The 16580-nt window shown below is 76.2% G+C and carries 10 protein-coding genes and 2 pseudogenes; 2 read left to right on the forward strand and 10 right to left on the reverse strand.

The genetic code is table 11. From position 1 onward, the window contains the following. Window positions 1-169 precede the first annotated feature (169 nt). The 10 genes and pseudogenes from WCD74_RS02755 to WCD74_RS02800 all read right to left on the reverse strand — a co-directional run. Window positions 170-994 (reverse strand): annotated as a pseudogene (locus tag WCD74_RS02755) (LAGLIDADG family homing endonuclease); the annotation flags it as partial. Beyond that, window positions 983-1678: pseudogene (locus tag WCD74_RS02760) on the reverse strand (PhoH family protein); the annotation flags it as partial. The pseudogenes WCD74_RS02760 and WCD74_RS02755, both read right to left, overlap by 12 nt. Window positions 1679-1715: 37 nt before the next feature. Further along, the gene (locus tag WCD74_RS02765; RefSeq protein WP_337693283.1) at window positions 1716-3335 is read right to left on the reverse strand and encodes an ABC-F family ATP-binding cassette domain-containing protein; all 1620 of its coding nucleotides are present in this window, start codon (window positions 3333-3335) and stop codon (window positions 1716-1718) included. A gap of 436 nt (window positions 3336-3771) precedes the next feature. Next, on the reverse strand, window positions 3772-4665 hold the full coding sequence (locus WCD74_RS02770) for an alpha/beta hydrolase family protein (protein WP_337693284.1): 894 nt from the start codon (window positions 4663-4665) through the stop codon (window positions 3772-3774). Further along, window positions 4665-5459, reverse strand: coding sequence for a 16S rRNA (uracil(1498)-N(3))-methyltransferase (locus tag WCD74_RS02775; RefSeq protein WP_337693285.1), 795 nt, complete (start codon window positions 5457-5459; stop codon window positions 4665-4667). Before WCD74_RS02775 ends, WCD74_RS02770 begins: the two co-directional genes overlap by 1 nt. Continuing rightward, window positions 5456-6613: a molecular chaperone DnaJ gene (gene dnaJ, locus WCD74_RS02780; RefSeq protein ID WP_337693286.1), complete on the reverse strand. Its 1158-nt coding sequence runs from the start codon at window positions 6611-6613 to the stop codon at window positions 5456-5458. Before dnaJ ends, WCD74_RS02775 begins: the two co-directional genes overlap by 4 nt. Window positions 6614-6650: 37 nt before the next feature. Continuing rightward, a complete protein-coding gene (hrcA, locus tag WCD74_RS02785; protein WP_337693634.1) occupies window positions 6651-7670 on the reverse strand; it encodes a heat-inducible transcriptional repressor HrcA in 1020 nt (339 codons plus the stop codon). Window positions 7671-7774: 104 nt separating this feature from the next. After that, window positions 7775-9340 (reverse strand): dynamin family protein, encoded by a 1566-nt coding sequence (locus WCD74_RS02790; RefSeq protein WP_337693287.1) that lies wholly within the window; start codon window positions 9338-9340, stop codon window positions 7775-7777. Next, complete coding sequence (locus WCD74_RS02795) at window positions 9337-11346, reverse strand: dynamin family protein (protein ID WP_337693288.1); 2010 nt, start codon at window positions 11344-11346, stop codon at window positions 9337-9339. Before WCD74_RS02795 ends, WCD74_RS02790 begins: the two co-directional genes overlap by 4 nt. Before the next feature lie 226 nt (window positions 11347-11572). After that, the gene (locus WCD74_RS02800) at window positions 11573-12511 is read right to left on the reverse strand and encodes an IniB N-terminal domain-containing protein (protein ID WP_337693289.1); all 939 of its coding nucleotides are present in this window, start codon (window positions 12509-12511) and stop codon (window positions 11573-11575) included. Between the two features lie 315 nt (window positions 12512-12826). Between WCD74_RS02800 and WCD74_RS02805 the strand changes: the two genes are divergently transcribed. Continuing rightward, window positions 12827-15040: an Hsp70 family protein gene (locus WCD74_RS02805; RefSeq protein ID WP_337693290.1), complete on the forward strand. Its 2214-nt coding sequence runs from the start codon at window positions 12827-12829 to the stop codon at window positions 15038-15040. Then, complete coding sequence (locus WCD74_RS02810) at window positions 15037-16569, forward strand: LuxR C-terminal-related transcriptional regulator (RefSeq protein WP_337693291.1); 1533 nt, start codon at window positions 15037-15039, stop codon at window positions 16567-16569. Before WCD74_RS02805 ends, WCD74_RS02810 begins: the two co-directional genes overlap by 4 nt. Window positions 16570-16580 lie beyond the last annotated feature (11 nt).

Here is a 16580-nt window from a genome sequence, read left to right on the forward strand (position 1 = left end):
GGATGCTGTCGATGTAGCGCCGGGGCCGTCCGCCGCCGGTCGCCTCGTACGACTCCCGCTTGCGGGTCAGCCGGAACGGGGCCAGACCCTCTGGGAGCCGGATGTCGAGCACGTACGCGTCGTTGCGGTAGTGCACCGGACGACCGTTCGCGCGACCCGGCTTCCGACCGGCCGCGTATCGCGTCGTCTCGTACGCGACACCACCCAGCGACCGCACGAGGAACGTCACGTCGTCGCGGAGCCGCTTCGAGCACGTCGTGTATTGCACTCGGCACGTCCGACCGCCCTGCCGGACCGGACCGCCGTCGGTGTCGAGCAGTCCTTGGAGAACGGCCAGCCGGACGTCGACGTCGTTGTGCAGGTACTGCTCGGGGATGAACTTCGACGTCGAGCCGGTGCCTGCGAGGCCCAGCTCCCGCAGGATCGCGGTCACCGGGTTCGCCGTCGTGACGCGACCCCGTGCTCCGGCCCGGTTCAACACGTAGTCGTAGGACGGCTTGTGGCGCACCGTGACCCCGGGCAGGGCCGCACCGAGTGCCTCGGCGAGCTCGGGGTCCGTCGTCGAGTAGCTCGGAGTGGTCGCCGTGGTGATGCAGCCATCGCCCAGGAGGAGGCCGAGCGCGTACGCGTCCATCGGAACTTCCCGGTGCGGGAAGGAGACCGGAGCAACCACCGGCAACTCGTAGCGGTGGGCGTGGGACCAACGCAGGTTGTCGATCATGTCCTGCGTCTGCAGGACCCGACCTTCCTTCCCGTGCCGACGGTCGTCCGGCGTGGTGACGAACCAGAGGTGTTCGCCGCACGCGAGCGTGGACGCGCCGTCCTGGGCCATGACACGGTAGACCTGCTTGCGCCCTTGCGGGTGCACGCCCAGCACCGGCGTCGGCCGGCCGTCGCGACCGGTCACGAGGTCCCCGACCCTCAGCTCCCCGATCGGCCGGAAGCCGTCCGGCGTGAGAACTGGGGTGTCGACCGGCTGCGCGCGGCCCCGCATGTACGCCAGCGGCGCGATCTCGATGGTGCCGGCGGCCATCAGTTTCGGCACCGAATCCTGGTCGAGCATGTCGTGCAGGGCGTCGTACAGCGGGCGCAGGTACGGGTCGATCTTCTCGGACAGCGTGCCCGGCAGGAACCCGAGCCGCTCCCCCGCCTCGACGGCCGGGCGGGTGAGGATGATGCGGGTGACCTGCTTGGCCTGCAGTGCCTGCACGGCTTTGGCCATCGCCAGGTACGTCTTGCCGGTGCCGGCCGGGCCGATGCCGAAGACGATCGTGTTGACGTCGATGGCGTCGACGTAGCGCTTCTGGTTCAGCGTCTTCGGCCGGATGGTGCGTCCGCGGCGCGACAGGATGTCGAGGCTCAGCACCTCGGCGGGCGACGCGGCCTCGGGGGCGTCGTCGCCGAGCATGCGCACGGTGCGACGGACGCCGTCGGGGTCGATCTGCTGGCCGCGGCTGGCGAGGACCACCAGCTCGGCGAAGACCCGCTCGGCGAACGCCACGTCGGCGGGCGTGCCGGTGAGGGTCAGCTCGTTGCCGCGGACGTGGACGTCGGCGTCCAGCAGGTCCTCGGCCTCACGGAGGTTCTCGTCACGCTTGCCCAACAGCGCGAGCAGCGCGGACTCGGGGACGACGATGCGCGACTCGCCGGACGAGTCGGTGGACGTGGGACTCAGGATGCGTGCTCCCCGTGCGGTGATGCGTGCGTGAATCAGTCTAGACCGAGGGACCGACGGTCAACCCCAGCGACGGTCCCTCCCACCGCGACCGGAGCCAGCGGTCGTGCGAGGTCACGACGACGGTGCCCGCGGCGGCCCCCAACGCCTCCTCCAGCTCTCCGGCGAGCCGCAGCGACACGTGGTTCGTCGGCTCGTCGAGCAGGAGCAGGTCCGGGCCGACCGCCACGGCGACCGCCAGCGACAGCCGCCGCCGTTGCCCCACGCTGAGCGCCCCGACCGCCGTCCCGTGGTCGCGGGGGTGCAGCAGGCCCAGGGAGCGCAGCGGGACCGCCTCGGCCCCGGCGCCGACGGCGCCCGCGTAGATCTCGCGCGCCGGGAGGTCGGGCCGGGCGAACTCCGGGTCCTGGGCCACCGTGGCGACCCGACGCGCCCCTACCTGCACCGACCCGGCGTCGGGAAGGAGCTCCCCCGCGAGGACGGCGAGCAGGGTCGACTTGCCCGACCCGTTCGGGCCGGTGACCAGCAGCTTCTCGCCGGCGCCGACGTCGAGGAGGTCCAGCCAGAGCCGGCCGGCCACCCGGAGGCCGCGGACGGAGACGGTCGCAGCGCCACCGGTGAGTGGCGCGGCGAACCGCAGCGGCGCCGGCGGCTTCGGCAGCGCCTCGCGCTCGGCGACCTCGAGGCGGCGCTCCGCGTCGTGGACCCGCCGGGCCCGGGCCCGTTCCACTCCTGCGCCCTTGAACTTCGTGATGAACTTGTCGTTGTCGGTGGGCCCGCGGCCGGCGGCGACCGAGCGCAGGTCCACGTGGGTCCGCTCCCGCAGCGCCGCGATCTCCTCCTGCTGGGCGGCGAACGTCTCCTCCCAGCGGCGGCGCGAGTCGGCCTGGGCGACCAGGTACTCCGAGAACGACCCGCCGAACCGCCGACCACCCCGGCCGTCGGTGCCGAGCACGCCGGCGTCGAGGTCGTACAGCTCGGTGGCGACGCGGTCGAGGAACGTCCGGTCGTGGCTGGCCGCGATCACGACGCCCGGGAGCTCGACGAGGCTGCGCTCGAGCAGGTCGAGGGCCTCGTCGTCGAGGTGGTTGGTCGGCTCGTCGAGCAGCAGCACGGCCGGCCGGCGCACCAGCGCCGCCGCGAGGGCGAGGCGGGTGCGTTGACCACCGGACAGCGAGCTGACCAGGCGTGACCGGTCCAGGTCCGCCACCCCGAGCACGGCCGCGGTGACCTCCGCGCGCCGGTCGGCGTCCCACGCGTCGTGCGCGATCGCCCAGGCGAGGACCTCGTCGTACTCGGCGGCGACGTCCTCACCGACCATCCGCTCGGCCAGCTCCTCGAGCGCGCCCACCGCGTCGTGCAGCGGCCGCAGGGCCTCGTCGAGCATCGTCCCGACGGTGGATCCCTCGTCCACCTCGGGCTCCTGCGGGAGGTACACGAGGTCGGCCGGGACGACGACCGTCCCGGCGTCGGGGACGTCCACCCCGGCCAGCAGCCGCAGCAGGGTGGACTTGCCGGTCCCGTTCTCCCCGATCAGCCCGAGGCGGGTGCCGGGGGCGACGGTCAGGTCGACGCCGTCGAGGACCGGGCGGGCGGCGAAGGAGCGGACCAGGCCGTGCGCGACGACGGGCTCGAGACCGGACAGCAGGGCGGAAGACACGACGACGCTCCGGGGAACGGAGTGGGATGACCCCGCCGGGCGGTGCCGCGGGCGATGGGTCGAGGCGTCGTCAGAGCTTCATGATGCGCGCGAGCCTACCCGAGCCGCGCCGGCCCGCCACCCCATTTCCGGGTGCGCGACGCACACGGCGAGGGCGGGTGATCCCTGCCCGCGGAGGCGTTGCGCCGCGCACACGGCCAGAGCGGGCAGCTCGTGTCCGCGGTCGCGTTGCGCCGCGCACACGGCCAGGGGAGGCGAACGCGGCCCGCGCTCTCGGTGCGCGGTGCATCGTCCGGGCCATCCGACGTCAGCCGTCTCTGCCGTATGCGTCGCGCACGTCCCGACGACATGAGGCGACGTGTCCCAGCCGTGTGCGTCGCGCAACGCCCCGCCGAGGCGAAACGACCCCCGCCCGCCGTGTGCTTCGCGCAACGCCCTATCGCAGCAGGCCGAGCACCTCGCCACGGATGATGTTCCAGGCCGACGTGGCGGGGTCGATGAGCTGAAAGTGGTCGACGCCGGGGAGTTCGACCAGCCGGGCCTGCCCGCGGGCCGCGGTCGCCGCGGCCACGTAGCGCTGCGACTGGTCGAGCGGGACGACGTCGTCGGCGGTCCCGTGCACCGCCACGACCGGGCACGGCGCGGGCACCAGCGCCGCCGGCGACGCGACCGCGTAGCGCGCCGCCTGGGTGACCGGGTCGCCGCCGAGCAGGTCGACGACCGCTCCCCCGCCGAGGTTCTGCTGGGCTCCGGCCACGAGGTCGAGCACGCCGGCCTGCGACACGACGCCGCGCGGGACGACCACCGGGTCCGCGCCGGTCGCGGGCGCCTGCAGCCGGGTGCGCGACCCCGCCCACGCCGCGAGGTGGCCGCCGGCGGAGTGCCCGAGCAGGACGACCCGCTCCAGGTCCAGCTCGCGGCCGAGGGCACGGGCGGCGGCGACGGCGTCGGTCGCCAGCAGGTCGATCGCCGCCGCGACGTCGGCGAGCGTGGCCGGGAACCCCCCGCCCGCACCGACCCGCCGGTACTCGACGTTCAGGGCGGCGACGTCGGAGTTCGTCAGGTCGACCGCGAGCGGCGTGCCCAGCTCCAGGCCGTAGGCAGCCCGCCAGTACCCGCCGTGGATCACCACGACCACCGGCAGCGCCCCCACCGGCGCCCCCGGCGGCAGGTGCAGCACCGCGTACTGCGAGGGGTCCGCGCCGTAGCGCAGCGGGACCGGGTCGGGGGTGCCGGGGCGGGGCGCGGGGGTGGTGCCGGCGGGGCTGGTCGAGCAGGCCGCCACCAGCCCCGTCAGGCCGAGCAGTCCGAGCAGGCTGCGCCTCGCCATCACGCGTCCCACCGACCGGGTCCAGCTCCGCTGCGCTCCGTGTCCCACCGACCGACTCGCACACCCAGGGCCCCGAGCGCCACGGCGGCCGCCGTCGAGGTCCGCAGGACGGCCGGGCCGAGACGGACCGGGGTCGCGCCGGCCTCCACCAACCGGGACGTCTCGGCGTCCGTGACACCGCCCTCGGGCCCGACCAGCAGCACGATCTCCCCCTCCTCGCCCAGCGCCACGTCCGCCATCGAGACCTCCGCGGTCGCCTCCAGCAGCAGGCACGTCGTGCTTCGGACGCGCCCGGCCAGCTGGTTCGTCGTCAGGGGCTCGGTGACCTCCGGGATCCACGCCCGCCGCGCCTGCTTCGCCGCCTCGGCGACCGTGGACCGCCACCGCCCGAGCTGCTTCGCGCCGCGCGGGCCGTCGTCCCACCGGGTCACGCACCGCTCCGCCCGCCACGGGATCACCGCGTCGATCCCGGCCTCGGTCGCGGTCTCGACGGCGAGCTCCCCCCGGTCGCCCTTCGCCAGCGCCTGCGCCAGCACCAGGCGCCGTCCCGACGGCGGGTCGGTGCGGGTCTCGACGATCTCCGCGGTCACCGAACCCCGGGCCACGGCGGTGACCTCGGCGCGCGCCCGGGTCCCCGCCCCGTCGCCGAGGAGGATCACCTCACCGGGCTGCACCCGCCGGACGTCGGCGGCGTGCCGGCCCTCGGGCCCGTCCAGGGTGACCACCCCGGCCGCGGGGACCGGATCGACCCAGAACAGCGCCGGCCGGGTCCACTCCGCCCGACCAGGCGTCACCGGCCGCGTCCGGCCGCCTTGCGCCGCCCGAACAGCCCGTTGTGCCGGCCGCCGGAGTACTCCGGCTGCTCCTCGCCGCGCAGCGCGGCGAGCTCGCGGAGCAGCTCGGTCTGCCGGGCGTCCAGCTTCTCGGGCACCCCGACGTCGAGGTGGACCAGCAGATCCCCGCGGCCGTCGGTGCGCCCGGACGAGCGCAGCCGGGGCATCCCCTTGCCGCGCAGGGTGTGCACGGTGCCCGGCTGCGTGCCCGGGTCGATGTGCAGCTCCTCGTCGCCCTCGAGCGTGCGCTGACGCAGCGTGGTGCCGAGCGCCGCCGCCGTCATCGGAAGGCTGACGTGGCAGTGCAGGTCGACGCCGTCGCGCTCGAAGTACTCGTGCGGGGCCTCGGTGACCTCGACGTAGAGGTTGCCGGCCGGGCCGCCGCCGGGGCCGACCTCGCCCTGCCCCGCCATCCGGATCCGCATCCCGTCGCCGACGCCCGGGGGCACCTGCACGGTCACGGTGCGCCGGGCCCGCACGCGCCCGTCGCCGCCGCACTGCTGGCAGGGGTTCGGGATGATCTCGCCGAGCCCGCGGCACACGGGGCACGGGCGGGCCGTGACGACCTGCCCGATGAAGCTGCGCTGCACGTTCTGGATCTCGCCGCGCCCGCCGCAGGTGTCGCAGGGGATCGGGTGCGAGCCGGCCTCGGCGCCGCCGCCCTCGCAGCGCTCGCAGAGCACCGCGGTGTCGACCGTCAGCTCCCGCGCGACCCCCGCCGCGCACTCCTCGAGGGTGAGGTCGATGCGGATGAGCGCGTCCTCGCCGGGCTGCACCCGGCCCCGCGGGCCCCGCCCGCCTCCGCCGCCGGCCGCGCCGAAGAACGCGTCCATGATGTCGCCGAGCCCGCCGAAGCCGGCCCCGCCGAAGCCGCCGGCGCCGCCGAACCCGCCGGCGCCCGCCGTCGCGTTCGGGTCGCCGCCGAGGTCGACGATGCGCCGCTTCTCGGGGTCGGAGAGCACCTCGTAGGCGCTCTTGACCTGCTGGAACCGCTCCGCGGCGTCGGGGTTGACGTCGGGGTGGAGCTCTCGGGCGAGCTTGCGGTACGCCCGGCGGATCTCGTTGTCGTCGGCCTCCCGGCTGACGCCGAGGATGTCGTAGTAGTCCGTGGCCACGCTGGTCTGTCGTCCTTGTCCTGTTGGGGAGCGTCTGTCAGCGTCCGCCGACGATCTCGCCGACGTACCGCGCGACGGCCCGCACCGCCGCGATCGTGCTGGGGTAGTCCATCCGGGTCGGTCCGACGACGCCCATCCCGCCGAGCGCCGGCGCCGAGACCGGGCCGTAGCCGATGGAGATCGTGGACGTCGCCCACAGGTCCTCGGCCTCGTTCTCCTCACCGATACGCACCGTCACCTGCGCCGGGTCGTTCGACGCCGCGAGCAGCCGCAGCACCACGACCTGCTCCTCGAGCGCCTCGAGCACCCCGCGCAGCGACGACGCGTCCGCGCCCTGGCGGGCGAGGTTCGCGGTGCCGCCGAGCACCAGCCGCTCCTCGGGGTGCTCGACGAGGGCCTCGACCAGCACGGCGCTCACCGTGGTGACCACCGTCCGCAGGTCGGACGCCTCCTCGGGCAGCGCCGCGACGGTGGCGGCGGCCGTCGCCAGGGGCTTCCCGACGAGCGCCTGGTTGAGCATGGTGCGCAGCCGCGCGACGTCGTCGTCGGCGAGCACGTCGCCGAGGTCGACCACGCGCTGGTCCACCCGGCCGGTGTCGGTGATCAGCACGAGCATGAGCCGCGCCGGCGTCAGGCTGACCACCTCGAGGTGGCGCACCGTCGAGCGGGTCAGCGTCGGGTACTGCACCACCGCGACCTGCCGCGTCAGCTGGGCGAGCAGCCGGACGCTGCGCCGCAGCACGTCGTCCAGGTCGACCGCGCCCTCGAGGAAGGTCGAGATGGCCTTCTTCTCCGCGGCTGACAACGGCTTGACCTGGGAGAGCCGGTCGACGAACAGGCGGTAGCCCTTGTCGGTGGGGATCCGGCCGGCGCTGGTGTGCGGCTGGATGATGTAGCCCTCGTCCTCCAGGGCGGCCATGTCGTTGCGGACGGTCGCCGACGAGACGCCGAGGTTGTGGCGGTCGACGATGCCCTTGCTGCCCACGGGCTCGTTGGTGGCGACGAAGTCGGCGACGATCGCGCGCAGCACCGCGATGCGGCGCTCCTCGGCGTTCATCTGCTCGACCTCCTCACCGACCACGAACCCGACACTCCATCGTAGGCGAGACACGGGTGCCGGGGTCGGACGGCCGTGAGTGGGGTCCGCTCAGGATCCTTCCGTCATCCGACGCCGACGAGGCGCGGGAGCTCCGCGAGGACGCCCTCGAGGGACCGGACGACGACCTGCGCGACCTCCGCGGTGTCCGGGTCCGCCAGCGGGTTCTCGGCGTGCCCGCGCCACCGGCCCAGCGCCGCCAGGGCCACCGCCCGCAGCTCCGACGCCCCGGTGTCCGCGGCCAGGCCGAGTCGCTCCGCCGCGGCGGGTCCCGCGTCGCCCAGCAGCCGTTCGGCCTCCTCGGTGACCTCGGCGGACGCCCGCCCCGGCAGGGCGAGCGGGTGCCGCCGCAGGCGGGTCAGGACGTCGAGCTCCACGATGTCGTGCGCGCCCGACCGGACCCGCTCCACGGCCTCGGCCAGCGCGGCGAGCGCCGGTGCGTCCGGCGGGCGGGACGCGGCCGCGCGAGGCACCGGGGAGGGACGCGACCCGGCCACACCGGCCGTCGGGAACCCGCTGCGGGCCCGTGCGAGGAAGCGCTCCACCGCGAGCAGGGCCGAGCGGGCCTGGAACACGTCGCGGCGGGCGAGGAACCGGGTCGCGAGGATGTCGCGGAGGTCGTCGAGGCCGCTGCGGCGACCGAGCTCGGCGGCCAGTGCGGCGGAGTCATCGACGCCGCGGCGCAGCAGCGAGGTCGCGAGCCGGACCCCGAAGAGCCCGAAGCGGTCGAGCAGCGCCAGCCGGGTCCCCGACGGCAGCACCCCGGAGGCCGCGACGAACCGGTCCGCCGTGAGGAGCTGGGCCTCGAGCTCGGCGCGGTCGAGCCGGGCGAGCGTGCGCAGCGCGGTGAACTCCACCCCGCGCAGGGTCCGGGCGGTCTCGGCGAGCAGGCCCGCCACGGTGGTCGTCGTGGCGCACCACGGGCGCAGCGCCGGGTCGGTCCGGTAGCGGCGCGCGACCTGCTGCGCCGCCATCACCGCGTCGATCCGGCCGCCCCCGACCTCGTCGGCCCGCGAGAGCACCACCAGCGTCCCGGCGGCGCCGACGTTCTCGGCGACGCGGTCGCCGTAGGACTCCAGGAACGCGGTGTCCGGCTCGTGCAGGTGGCGGACCAGGTGCACGACGCAGTCGATCACGTCCTCCGGCGACTGCTCCGCGGAGCCCCACACGCTGCGCGAGACCGCCGAGTCGACGCCGGGCGTGTCGATCAGCGTGACCTCGCGCAGGTGCTGCGAGGGCCAGTCGACGTGCAGGGCGGCCACCCGCGCGAGGTCGAGCCGCTCGGTCTCGATCACCAGCGAGCCGCGGCGGTGCAGGGCGGGGAGCTCGGCGGGATCACCCTCGCGGCGCAGCCCGCGGTAGGTCACGCCGATACGGGGGCTGGGCGCGTCGGCGTAGTGGGTCGTGACCCGGGTGCACTCCCCCACGCCGGTCGGCGCGATCTGCTCGCCGACCAGGGCGTTCAGCAGCGTCGACTTCCCCGCCTTGACCGACCCGGCCAGCGCCACCCGCAACGGCCCGCCGAGCCGGGCGCGCTGGGCGGTGAGGGCGCCGACGGCGTGTGGGTCGTCGGCGAACACCCGGATCGCGTGGTCCAGGACCGCGCGCGTCTCGTCGAGCAGCCGGCTCATGCGGCACCGGTGCGGGCGAGGCGGTCCGAGCGAAGGGCCCCTCCGCTCGATCTACTCGACGGAAGGGACCCTTCGCTCAACACGGCGACGAACCCCGCCCGGCACGCGCGCACCCGCTCGGCCAGCAGCTCCACGCGGGCCAGCTCCGCCCGCACGTCGCGCAGCCGCCGCTCCCGTCGTCCGGACTCGATCTCCTGGGCCGCCGCGGCGGCGGTCACCGCCTCCGCCACGGAGCGCGCGAGCGATTCGGCCTGCGCGGTGAAGTGGTCGCGCAGGGTGCGCTGGACGTCGCGCAGCAGGTCGCGCGAGCGCTTGCCGGCCAGGTGCAGCACCTCGTCGCCGTGGCGCCGGACGGCGGCCTTGGCCTCCGCCCGCCGTCGTTGCAGGGCGCGTTTGCGCTCGTCGCGGATGGTCTTGGAGCCCAGCAGCACGCCGGCGCCCACCGAGAAGGGGTTGATCAGCGCGAGCCCGGACAGCGTCGTCACCATCCCGACCATCAGCACGCCGCCGTACGACCCCCGCATCCCGACGACGAGCCCGTTGGCCCAGCCGATCTTCTCCAGGTCGGGGACGTCGATGCCGGGGACGTCGGGCAGCTCGGCCCGCACGACCATCCCGCCCGGCATCGTCTGCTCCAGCGGCGACTCCGGCGGGCCGGGCGCCACGGTGGCGACCACCCCGCCGGACCCCGGCAGCTTCGAGCGCACCTCGCCGCCGGAGATCGCGAAGTGGTCGGCCACGCGCTCGGCCAGCCGCCACGTGCGTTCGCCCGCCCAGATGAACGTCGTCGTGACCGCCTCGGCGATCTCCTCGGTGAGCCAGGGCGCGAAGGTGTCCCAGGTCGACGCCGGGTCGGCCGCGTCCAGGGACTCCTCGGCGGCGCGGACGACGTGGCGGATCCGGTCGCGGAGGTCCCAGTCGATGTCCGAGACCAGGTCGGCGACGCCGTCGGCCAGGGTCTGCTGCCAGCGGGCGCTGCGCTCCTTGAGCTCGGCGACGCGGTCGCGGGCGGCGCTGAGCTCGGCGGCCATCGCGGCGACGCCCTCCGGGTCCTCGAGCCCGACCCGCTCGGCCTCCAGCGCGGCCGAGAACTCGGCGACGGCGTCCGTGACCTGGTCCAGCGCCGCCAGCGCGTGCCGCGCGCCCGCCGGATCGGCGACGTCGCGACGCAGCAGGTCCGCGAGCGCCGGCACGCCGGACTCCTCGGAGACCGTTCTCGACGACGGGTCGTCGCGCTCGGCCAGACGGCGCGCGTGCGCGGCCAGCGTCGCCGACACCGGCACGACGGCGACGCGGTCCAGGTCGTGGGCGTGCAGGTGGCGCCGGTCGAGGTCGCGGACCTCCCGCCACCGCGGGTGCAGGTCGGTCTTGGTCAGCGCCACGACGACGGTCGGGCACTGCCGGTCCGCGGCCCGCAGCAGCGCGAGCTCCGGGGCGGTCAGCTCCCGCGAGGCGTCGGTCACGACGACGACCGCGTGCGCGGCCGGGAAGCCGGCCCGCACCGCGAGCCCGTTCGCCGAGCGCGGGCCGCCCTCCCCCGGGGTGTCCACGAGGACCAGGCCGTCCCCGACCAGGCCGGTCGGCAGCTCGACCTCCGCGTGCGTCCAGTCGCCGCCGTCGCGGCCGCTCACGGCGGTGCTCAGATCGGCCGAGCCGACCCGGCGTCGGACCTCGCCGCCCGTGCCGCCCTCGCCGTCACCACCCCGCCCGACGAGCGTCGCGGCCGGTTCCGGGCCGTGCCGGACGACCGTGGGCAGCCGGGTCGTGACGTCGTCGTGCACCGGGCACACCGGCGTGCCCGCGAGCTCGGAGACCAGCGCGCTCTTGCCCTGCTTGAAGTCCCCGACGACGAGCACCCGGGCCCCCGGGTCGGCGAGGCGGTCGGCGGCCCCGGTGAGGTCGGCGGCGAGGTCGGGTCGTCCGTAGGCGGCGGCCGCCCGGACCGCCAGTGCGGTGACCGCGCGGGCCTCCCGGCGGTCCGGCCCCGCCGTGTCCTCGCCGTCCACGTCCTCACCCCCACGACGACCGTCCGGACCTGTCTACTAGTCCGTTCGGCCGACTCTAACTCGTGATCACCGGGCGGCGAGAGCGACGCGAGGGCTCGGACGGTGGACGCGCGAACAGCCGGGACCCCCGACGTGGAAGGGGGTCCCGGCTGTCCTGTCGGGTCGCGGCGGGCGCGGTCGCCACGACCCGGAGCCGGTGGTGGGCGGACCCACCACCGGCCGTGCGTCAGTCGTCGAGGGCGTCCAGGCCGTCCTCGTCCGCGGCGGTGATCGGCCCGCCGTCGGAGAAGACCGAGTCCGAGATCGACTCGTCGGTCTCGGTGGTGGTCTCGGTCGAGGTCTCGTTGTTCGAGTCGTTCACGCTGTTGTCCGAGTTGTCGCTGTTGTCGGACTCGTCGGTCACCGAGATCGTCTCGGTCTCGGAGTTGTCCGGGGTGGCGTCGCCCTGCGAGGAGGCCGCGCCCGAGCCGAAGTTGGTGGCCGACTCGTCGGTGTTCTCGCCGGTCGCGGCGTCGGTCAGCGAGACCGCCCCACCGTTGTCGGCGCCGATCGAACCGCCGACCGAGGTGGCGTCGCCGTCGCCGAAGGCAGCGGTGCCGTCGCCGTTGATCATGTTGCCGTCGCCGGCCACGGCACCGTCGGTCGCGATCGGGGCGGAGTTGTCGCCGCCGACCGCCACCGCGCCGTCCCCGGACGCGACGGTCGGGTCGATGTCCAGCGTCGTGGTGACGTCGCCGTTGGCGCGGATGTTCTGCTCGAGGTTGGTCTCGAAGTTCGTGTCGTGCGAGTCGTAGGCGTAGTTGTTCGTGACGTACTGCAGCTGCTGGATGACCTTCTCGACCTCCGGCGTGTGCGGCGGGAGGACGGGGCCGGGGATCCAGTGGTGCTCGCCGCCGCCGCCGTGGTGGTGGTGCTCCTCGCCGACGACCGCGACGGCCGAGGCGGACGCGGCACGCACGTCGTCGTCGTAGCGGGCGGCGACCGAGGCGGGCGCGTGGTCCATCACGAGCGGGAGGGCGTCGCGCACGTCGGCGAAGCACATCCCGTCCAGGCCCGCCGCGGCGAGGGTGGCCTGGGGGTTCTGGTCGAACTCCGCCTGGGTCTGCGGGTCGCGCAGCAGGTCGAGCAGGAACTGCAGCAGGGTCTTGGCCTCGGTAGCCGGCATCGTCGTCTCCGTCTGCTCCTTCCGGACCTCGGTGATCCGGCGATGGGAGCAAAGTTAGGAGCCGGACGGCGGTCTGCCATCGGTGTTCCCCCCGCGAACCCGATCCGGGGAGGAGGGGGATCCGACCACCCCCACCCCGCCGCCCCCGGGGGTCGACTCCCACTCGTCCCACCAGCCCCACCGTTCACCCGACTCTCGACGCCCACTCGGGTGGTGAGCCCTCAACTGTGACTCTGCTTCCTCCGTTCGGCGCAGTATGTTGCGCTTGACGGGCGAGCGCTGATGTGCGGTCAACCGAGCGATGGGGGGAGCACGGTGGGTTACGACCTCGGGGTCGACCTGGGAGGCACGACGGTCGTCGCGGCGGTCCTGCGGGACGGCCGGGCGCAGGCGGAGGTCGTGCCGCTGGGGCCGGACGGCGCGCTCGTCATGCCCGCCACCGCCCACCGCGGCACCGACGGCGTCGTGCGCACCGGCGCGGACGCCGAGCACCGCGCCGCCGGAGAACCCGATCGCGTCGTCCGCGACGTGACGGCCCGCCTCGGCGACGACGTCCCCCTGGTCGTCGGCGACGAGCCGTGGCGCGCGGACGACGTGGCGGCCGAGCTGGTGCTCGCGGCGGTCCGCCGGGTCGCGGCGGGCGAGGGGGGCGCGGCCCGCTCGCTCGCCGTCTCCCGGCCCTCCGGGTGGGGCGACCACCGGGAGCGGACGCTGCGCCGGGCGCTCGTCCGCGTCGGGCTCGGGCACGCGACGCTGGTCGGCGAGTCCCGGGCCGCCGTGCTCGCGGCCTCGACGTTCGGCGGGCTGCGCGCGGGCCGGGTCGCCGCGGTCTACGACCTCGGGGGCCGCCGCTTCCGGGCCGCCGTCGTGCGACGTGGGCGCCGGGGCATCGTGATCTCCGGCGCCGAGGGCGCGGCCGCCGCCCCCGGGACCACGACCACCGAGGTCCTCGCCGACTCCGGCGCCCCCGTGCGCGCCGGGGGCACGGACGTCGACGCCGCCGTGCTGGCCCACGTCCGCGAGGAGCTCGCGGAGGACCTCGACACCGCGCTCGCCGGGCTCGACGACGACGCGCACCGCGCAGCCCTGGCCGGGCTGCGGGACGCCGCCCGCGCCGCGAAGGAGCGCCTGTCCGCCGACACCGAGGCCGACGTCCCGGTCGCGGTCGGCCCGCTCTCGACGACCGTGCGCATCACCCGCGCCGACCTCGAGGCCCGCATCACCCCGCTCGTCGCCGCGACCGTCGACGCCTTCGCCGGCACGCTCGAGGCCGCGGGCGCGACCCCCGACCAGGTCGTCCTCGTCGGCGGCTCCTCCCGCATCCCGCTGGTCGCGCGCCTGCTCGCCGAGGAGCTCGGCCGCCCGGTGCGCCCGGAGCTGGACCCGGTCACGATCGTCGCCCAGGGCGCGGCCCTCGCCGCCGCCGAGCACGCGGCGTCCCACCGCCAGGACCCCGTCCTCCCGACGACGGGACCGGCCTCGGGCTCCTTCCCGACGGCGCGACCCGCGTCCGGCTCCTTCCCGACGGTCGCCGCGCGCCTGGCCGCCGTCGCCGCGGGCGCGGAGGCACCGGACGCGTCGTTCGCCGCCACCGCCGCCGACGTGCGGGAACGGCGCCGGCTCGACACCGGGCGCCGCCACCCCGCCGCAGAGCACGTCGAGGCCGACGCCGGCCGGCACGCGGCGGGTGCGGCGATGGCGGCTGCGGTGGCCGTGGGCGCGTCGGCGGCCCGGAGCCGGTCGCGGGCGGAGCCGGCGACCGGCACGGTTCCCGCCGAGCGCGACGACACCGGCTGGGGGCCCGCCTCGACCGTGTCGGCCGACACCGGCGAGACCGCCGAGCAACCCCGACGTGGATCGACCGCGCTCATGGAGCGCCCCCGGACCATCGGCGACGATGACGTGCCGCGCCCGCCGATCGCGACCGGCGCCGCCCCGATCGGCGAGCTCGCCCCGCGCGGGGTGTTCTCCCGCCACCGCCACTGGATCGTCGTGGTCCTGGTGATCCTCGCCCTCGCCGCCGTCGCCGCGACCGTGCCGATCGCCGGACTGACCACCTCCCGGACCAGCACCCAGACCCCGGCGCCGACCACCACCGCCCCGGCGTCCGCCGGCCCTCCCCCGCCCGCGGCGGCGCCTCCGCCACCGGCCGCGAGCGCTCCGGCGCCCACGTCCGCACCCGAGCCCGAGACCTCGTCGGGATCGTCGGGCGGGTCCTCCGGGAGCGGTTCCTCCGAGGACACGACCACCCGCCGGACCGCCCCGTCGTCGACCCGCGCCTCCCGGACCCCGGCCGCCCAGCAGCTCCGCCCCGCGCCGGTGGCCCCGGCCGCCGCGGCTCCCGCTGCGCCCGCTGCCCCCGCGCCGGTCTCGACGCCCGCCGAGCTGCCCGCCGCGACCTCCGTGCCGACCGAGCCCGTCGCCCAGGCGCCCTCGGCCGCCCCGACCGCCGCCGAGACGCCGATCGCCGCCGGGACGGAGACCCCCGCGGCCACCGGCACCACCGCCCCGTCGTCGGGCGCCTCGTGACGGACCTTGACGCCGGAGACGCCGACGCCGCCGCCCGGGCCGCGCTGGCCGGCGACCTCGGCACCGCGCTGCGGCTCGCGGACGCCGCCCTGCGCACCGGCGACGACGAGGGCCGGGTGCTCGGCGCCCGGGTGCTCGCGGCGGTGCTGCCGCAGCGCGGGCTGCTGGCGCGGGCGGCGGAGGTGCACCGCTGGCTCGCGCGCCAGGGCCCCGGCACCGCGCCCGACGCCGTGCTCAGCCTGCTGGGCACGGGCGCGCTCGACGAGGCCCGCGCGGCGGTCGCCGGCCGGTCCGACGCCCTGCCGGGGCTGCGCGGCGGGGCGGAGGCGCTGGTCGCGGAGGGTCTGCTCGCCTCGGTCGACGGGCGCGACGGCTCGGCGGGCACGTCCCTGTCCCTGCTGGTCCGCGCGACGACGTCGCTCGCCGCGACCGCCGAGCGCACCCCGCTCGCAGACTCCCCCGCCGCCCTCGGCGCGCTGCTCGCCCTGCACCGGGGCGAGCCCGAACTGGCCGAGCCGCTGCTGGACCTCGCCGTCGACACCGACCTCGGCGGCCCGGCCCTGCGCCGACGCCACCTGGTGCTGCGGGCGTGGTCGGCCACGCTGCGCGACGACGAGCCCGCGGCCCGCGCCGCCCTGACCGCCGCCGACGACCAGCCCGGTGCTCCCGAGCCCCGCGACGAGCTGGTGGCCGTCGCGTGCGAGGTCGCCCTCGCCCGGCGCGACGGCGACACCCGTCGGCTGCTGGAGCTCTGGGCGCGGGCGCGGCAGGCCCTGCTGCGCCACCCCGTCGACCTGTACTGCCTGCTGCCCGTCGGCGAGCTGGCGATCGCGGCCGCCCGGCTCGGCGAGGACCGCTGGGTCGAACCGCACCTCGCCGAGGCCGGCACCCTGCTCGCGGCCCTCGGCGACCCGCCGTCGTGGTCGACCGCGTGGCACTGGGCCCGGCTGCAGGCCGCCATCACCGCGGACGACCGCACCGCTGCGGGCGCCCACGCTGCCGCCCTCGACGCCGCGGCCGCCACCAACGACCGTGCCGTCGCCCCGGCCCGCGCGGCCCACGTCTGGCTCGCCGTGCTCGCGGGCGACGTCGACGCGGACGCGGTGACCGCGGCCGCGACCGCTCTGCGCGCGGTCGGCCTGGCCCGCGACGGCGCCCGCCTGGCCGGCGAGGCCGCGATCCGCACCACGGACCGCGCGGACTCCGCGGCCCTGCTCGCGTGCGCCCGCTCGACGACGGCGGCGCGCACCCCCACGGCGCCCGGCCCCACGCCGGTGCCCGACGCCGGGGCGGCGCGGGCGACCGCGGTCACGCGCGCCCGCCGCGAGGAGGCCCAGCTGACCGACCGCGAGCGCGACATCGCCGAGCTCGTGCTCGAGGGCATGACCTACCGCGAGATCGCCGGGCGGCTCTTCCTGTCCACGAAGACCGTGGAGCACCACGTGTCCCGCATCCGGCGTCGGCTGGGCTCCGAGAGCCGGGCGGAGCTGTTCAGCGATCTGAAGGTGCTGGTCGGCGCCGCTCCGTGACCATGGCGGTC

It is taken from the genome of Actinomycetospora aurantiaca (assembly GCF_037401875.1).
Lineage (GTDB): Bacteria > Actinomycetota > Actinomycetes > Mycobacteriales > Pseudonocardiaceae > Actinomycetospora > Actinomycetospora aurantiaca.

Excerpts from the sequence above, each read along its gene's own strand:
- WCD74_RS02770 (WP_337693284.1), bottom strand. The coding sequence starts at position 4,665 with ATGGCGAGGCGCAGCCTGCTCGGACTGCTCGGCCTGACGGGGCTGGTG.
- WCD74_RS02790 (WP_337693287.1), bottom strand. The coding sequence starts at position 9,340 with ATGAGCCGGCTGCTCGACGAGACGCGCGCGGTCCTGGACCACGCGATC.
- hrcA (WP_337693634.1), bottom strand. The coding sequence starts at position 7,670 with ATGAACGCCGAGGAGCGCCGCATCGCGGTGCTGCGCGCGATCGTCGCC.
- WCD74_RS02800 (WP_337693289.1), bottom strand. The coding sequence starts at position 12,511 with ATGCCGGCTACCGAGGCCAAGACCCTGCTGCAGTTCCTGCTCGACCTG.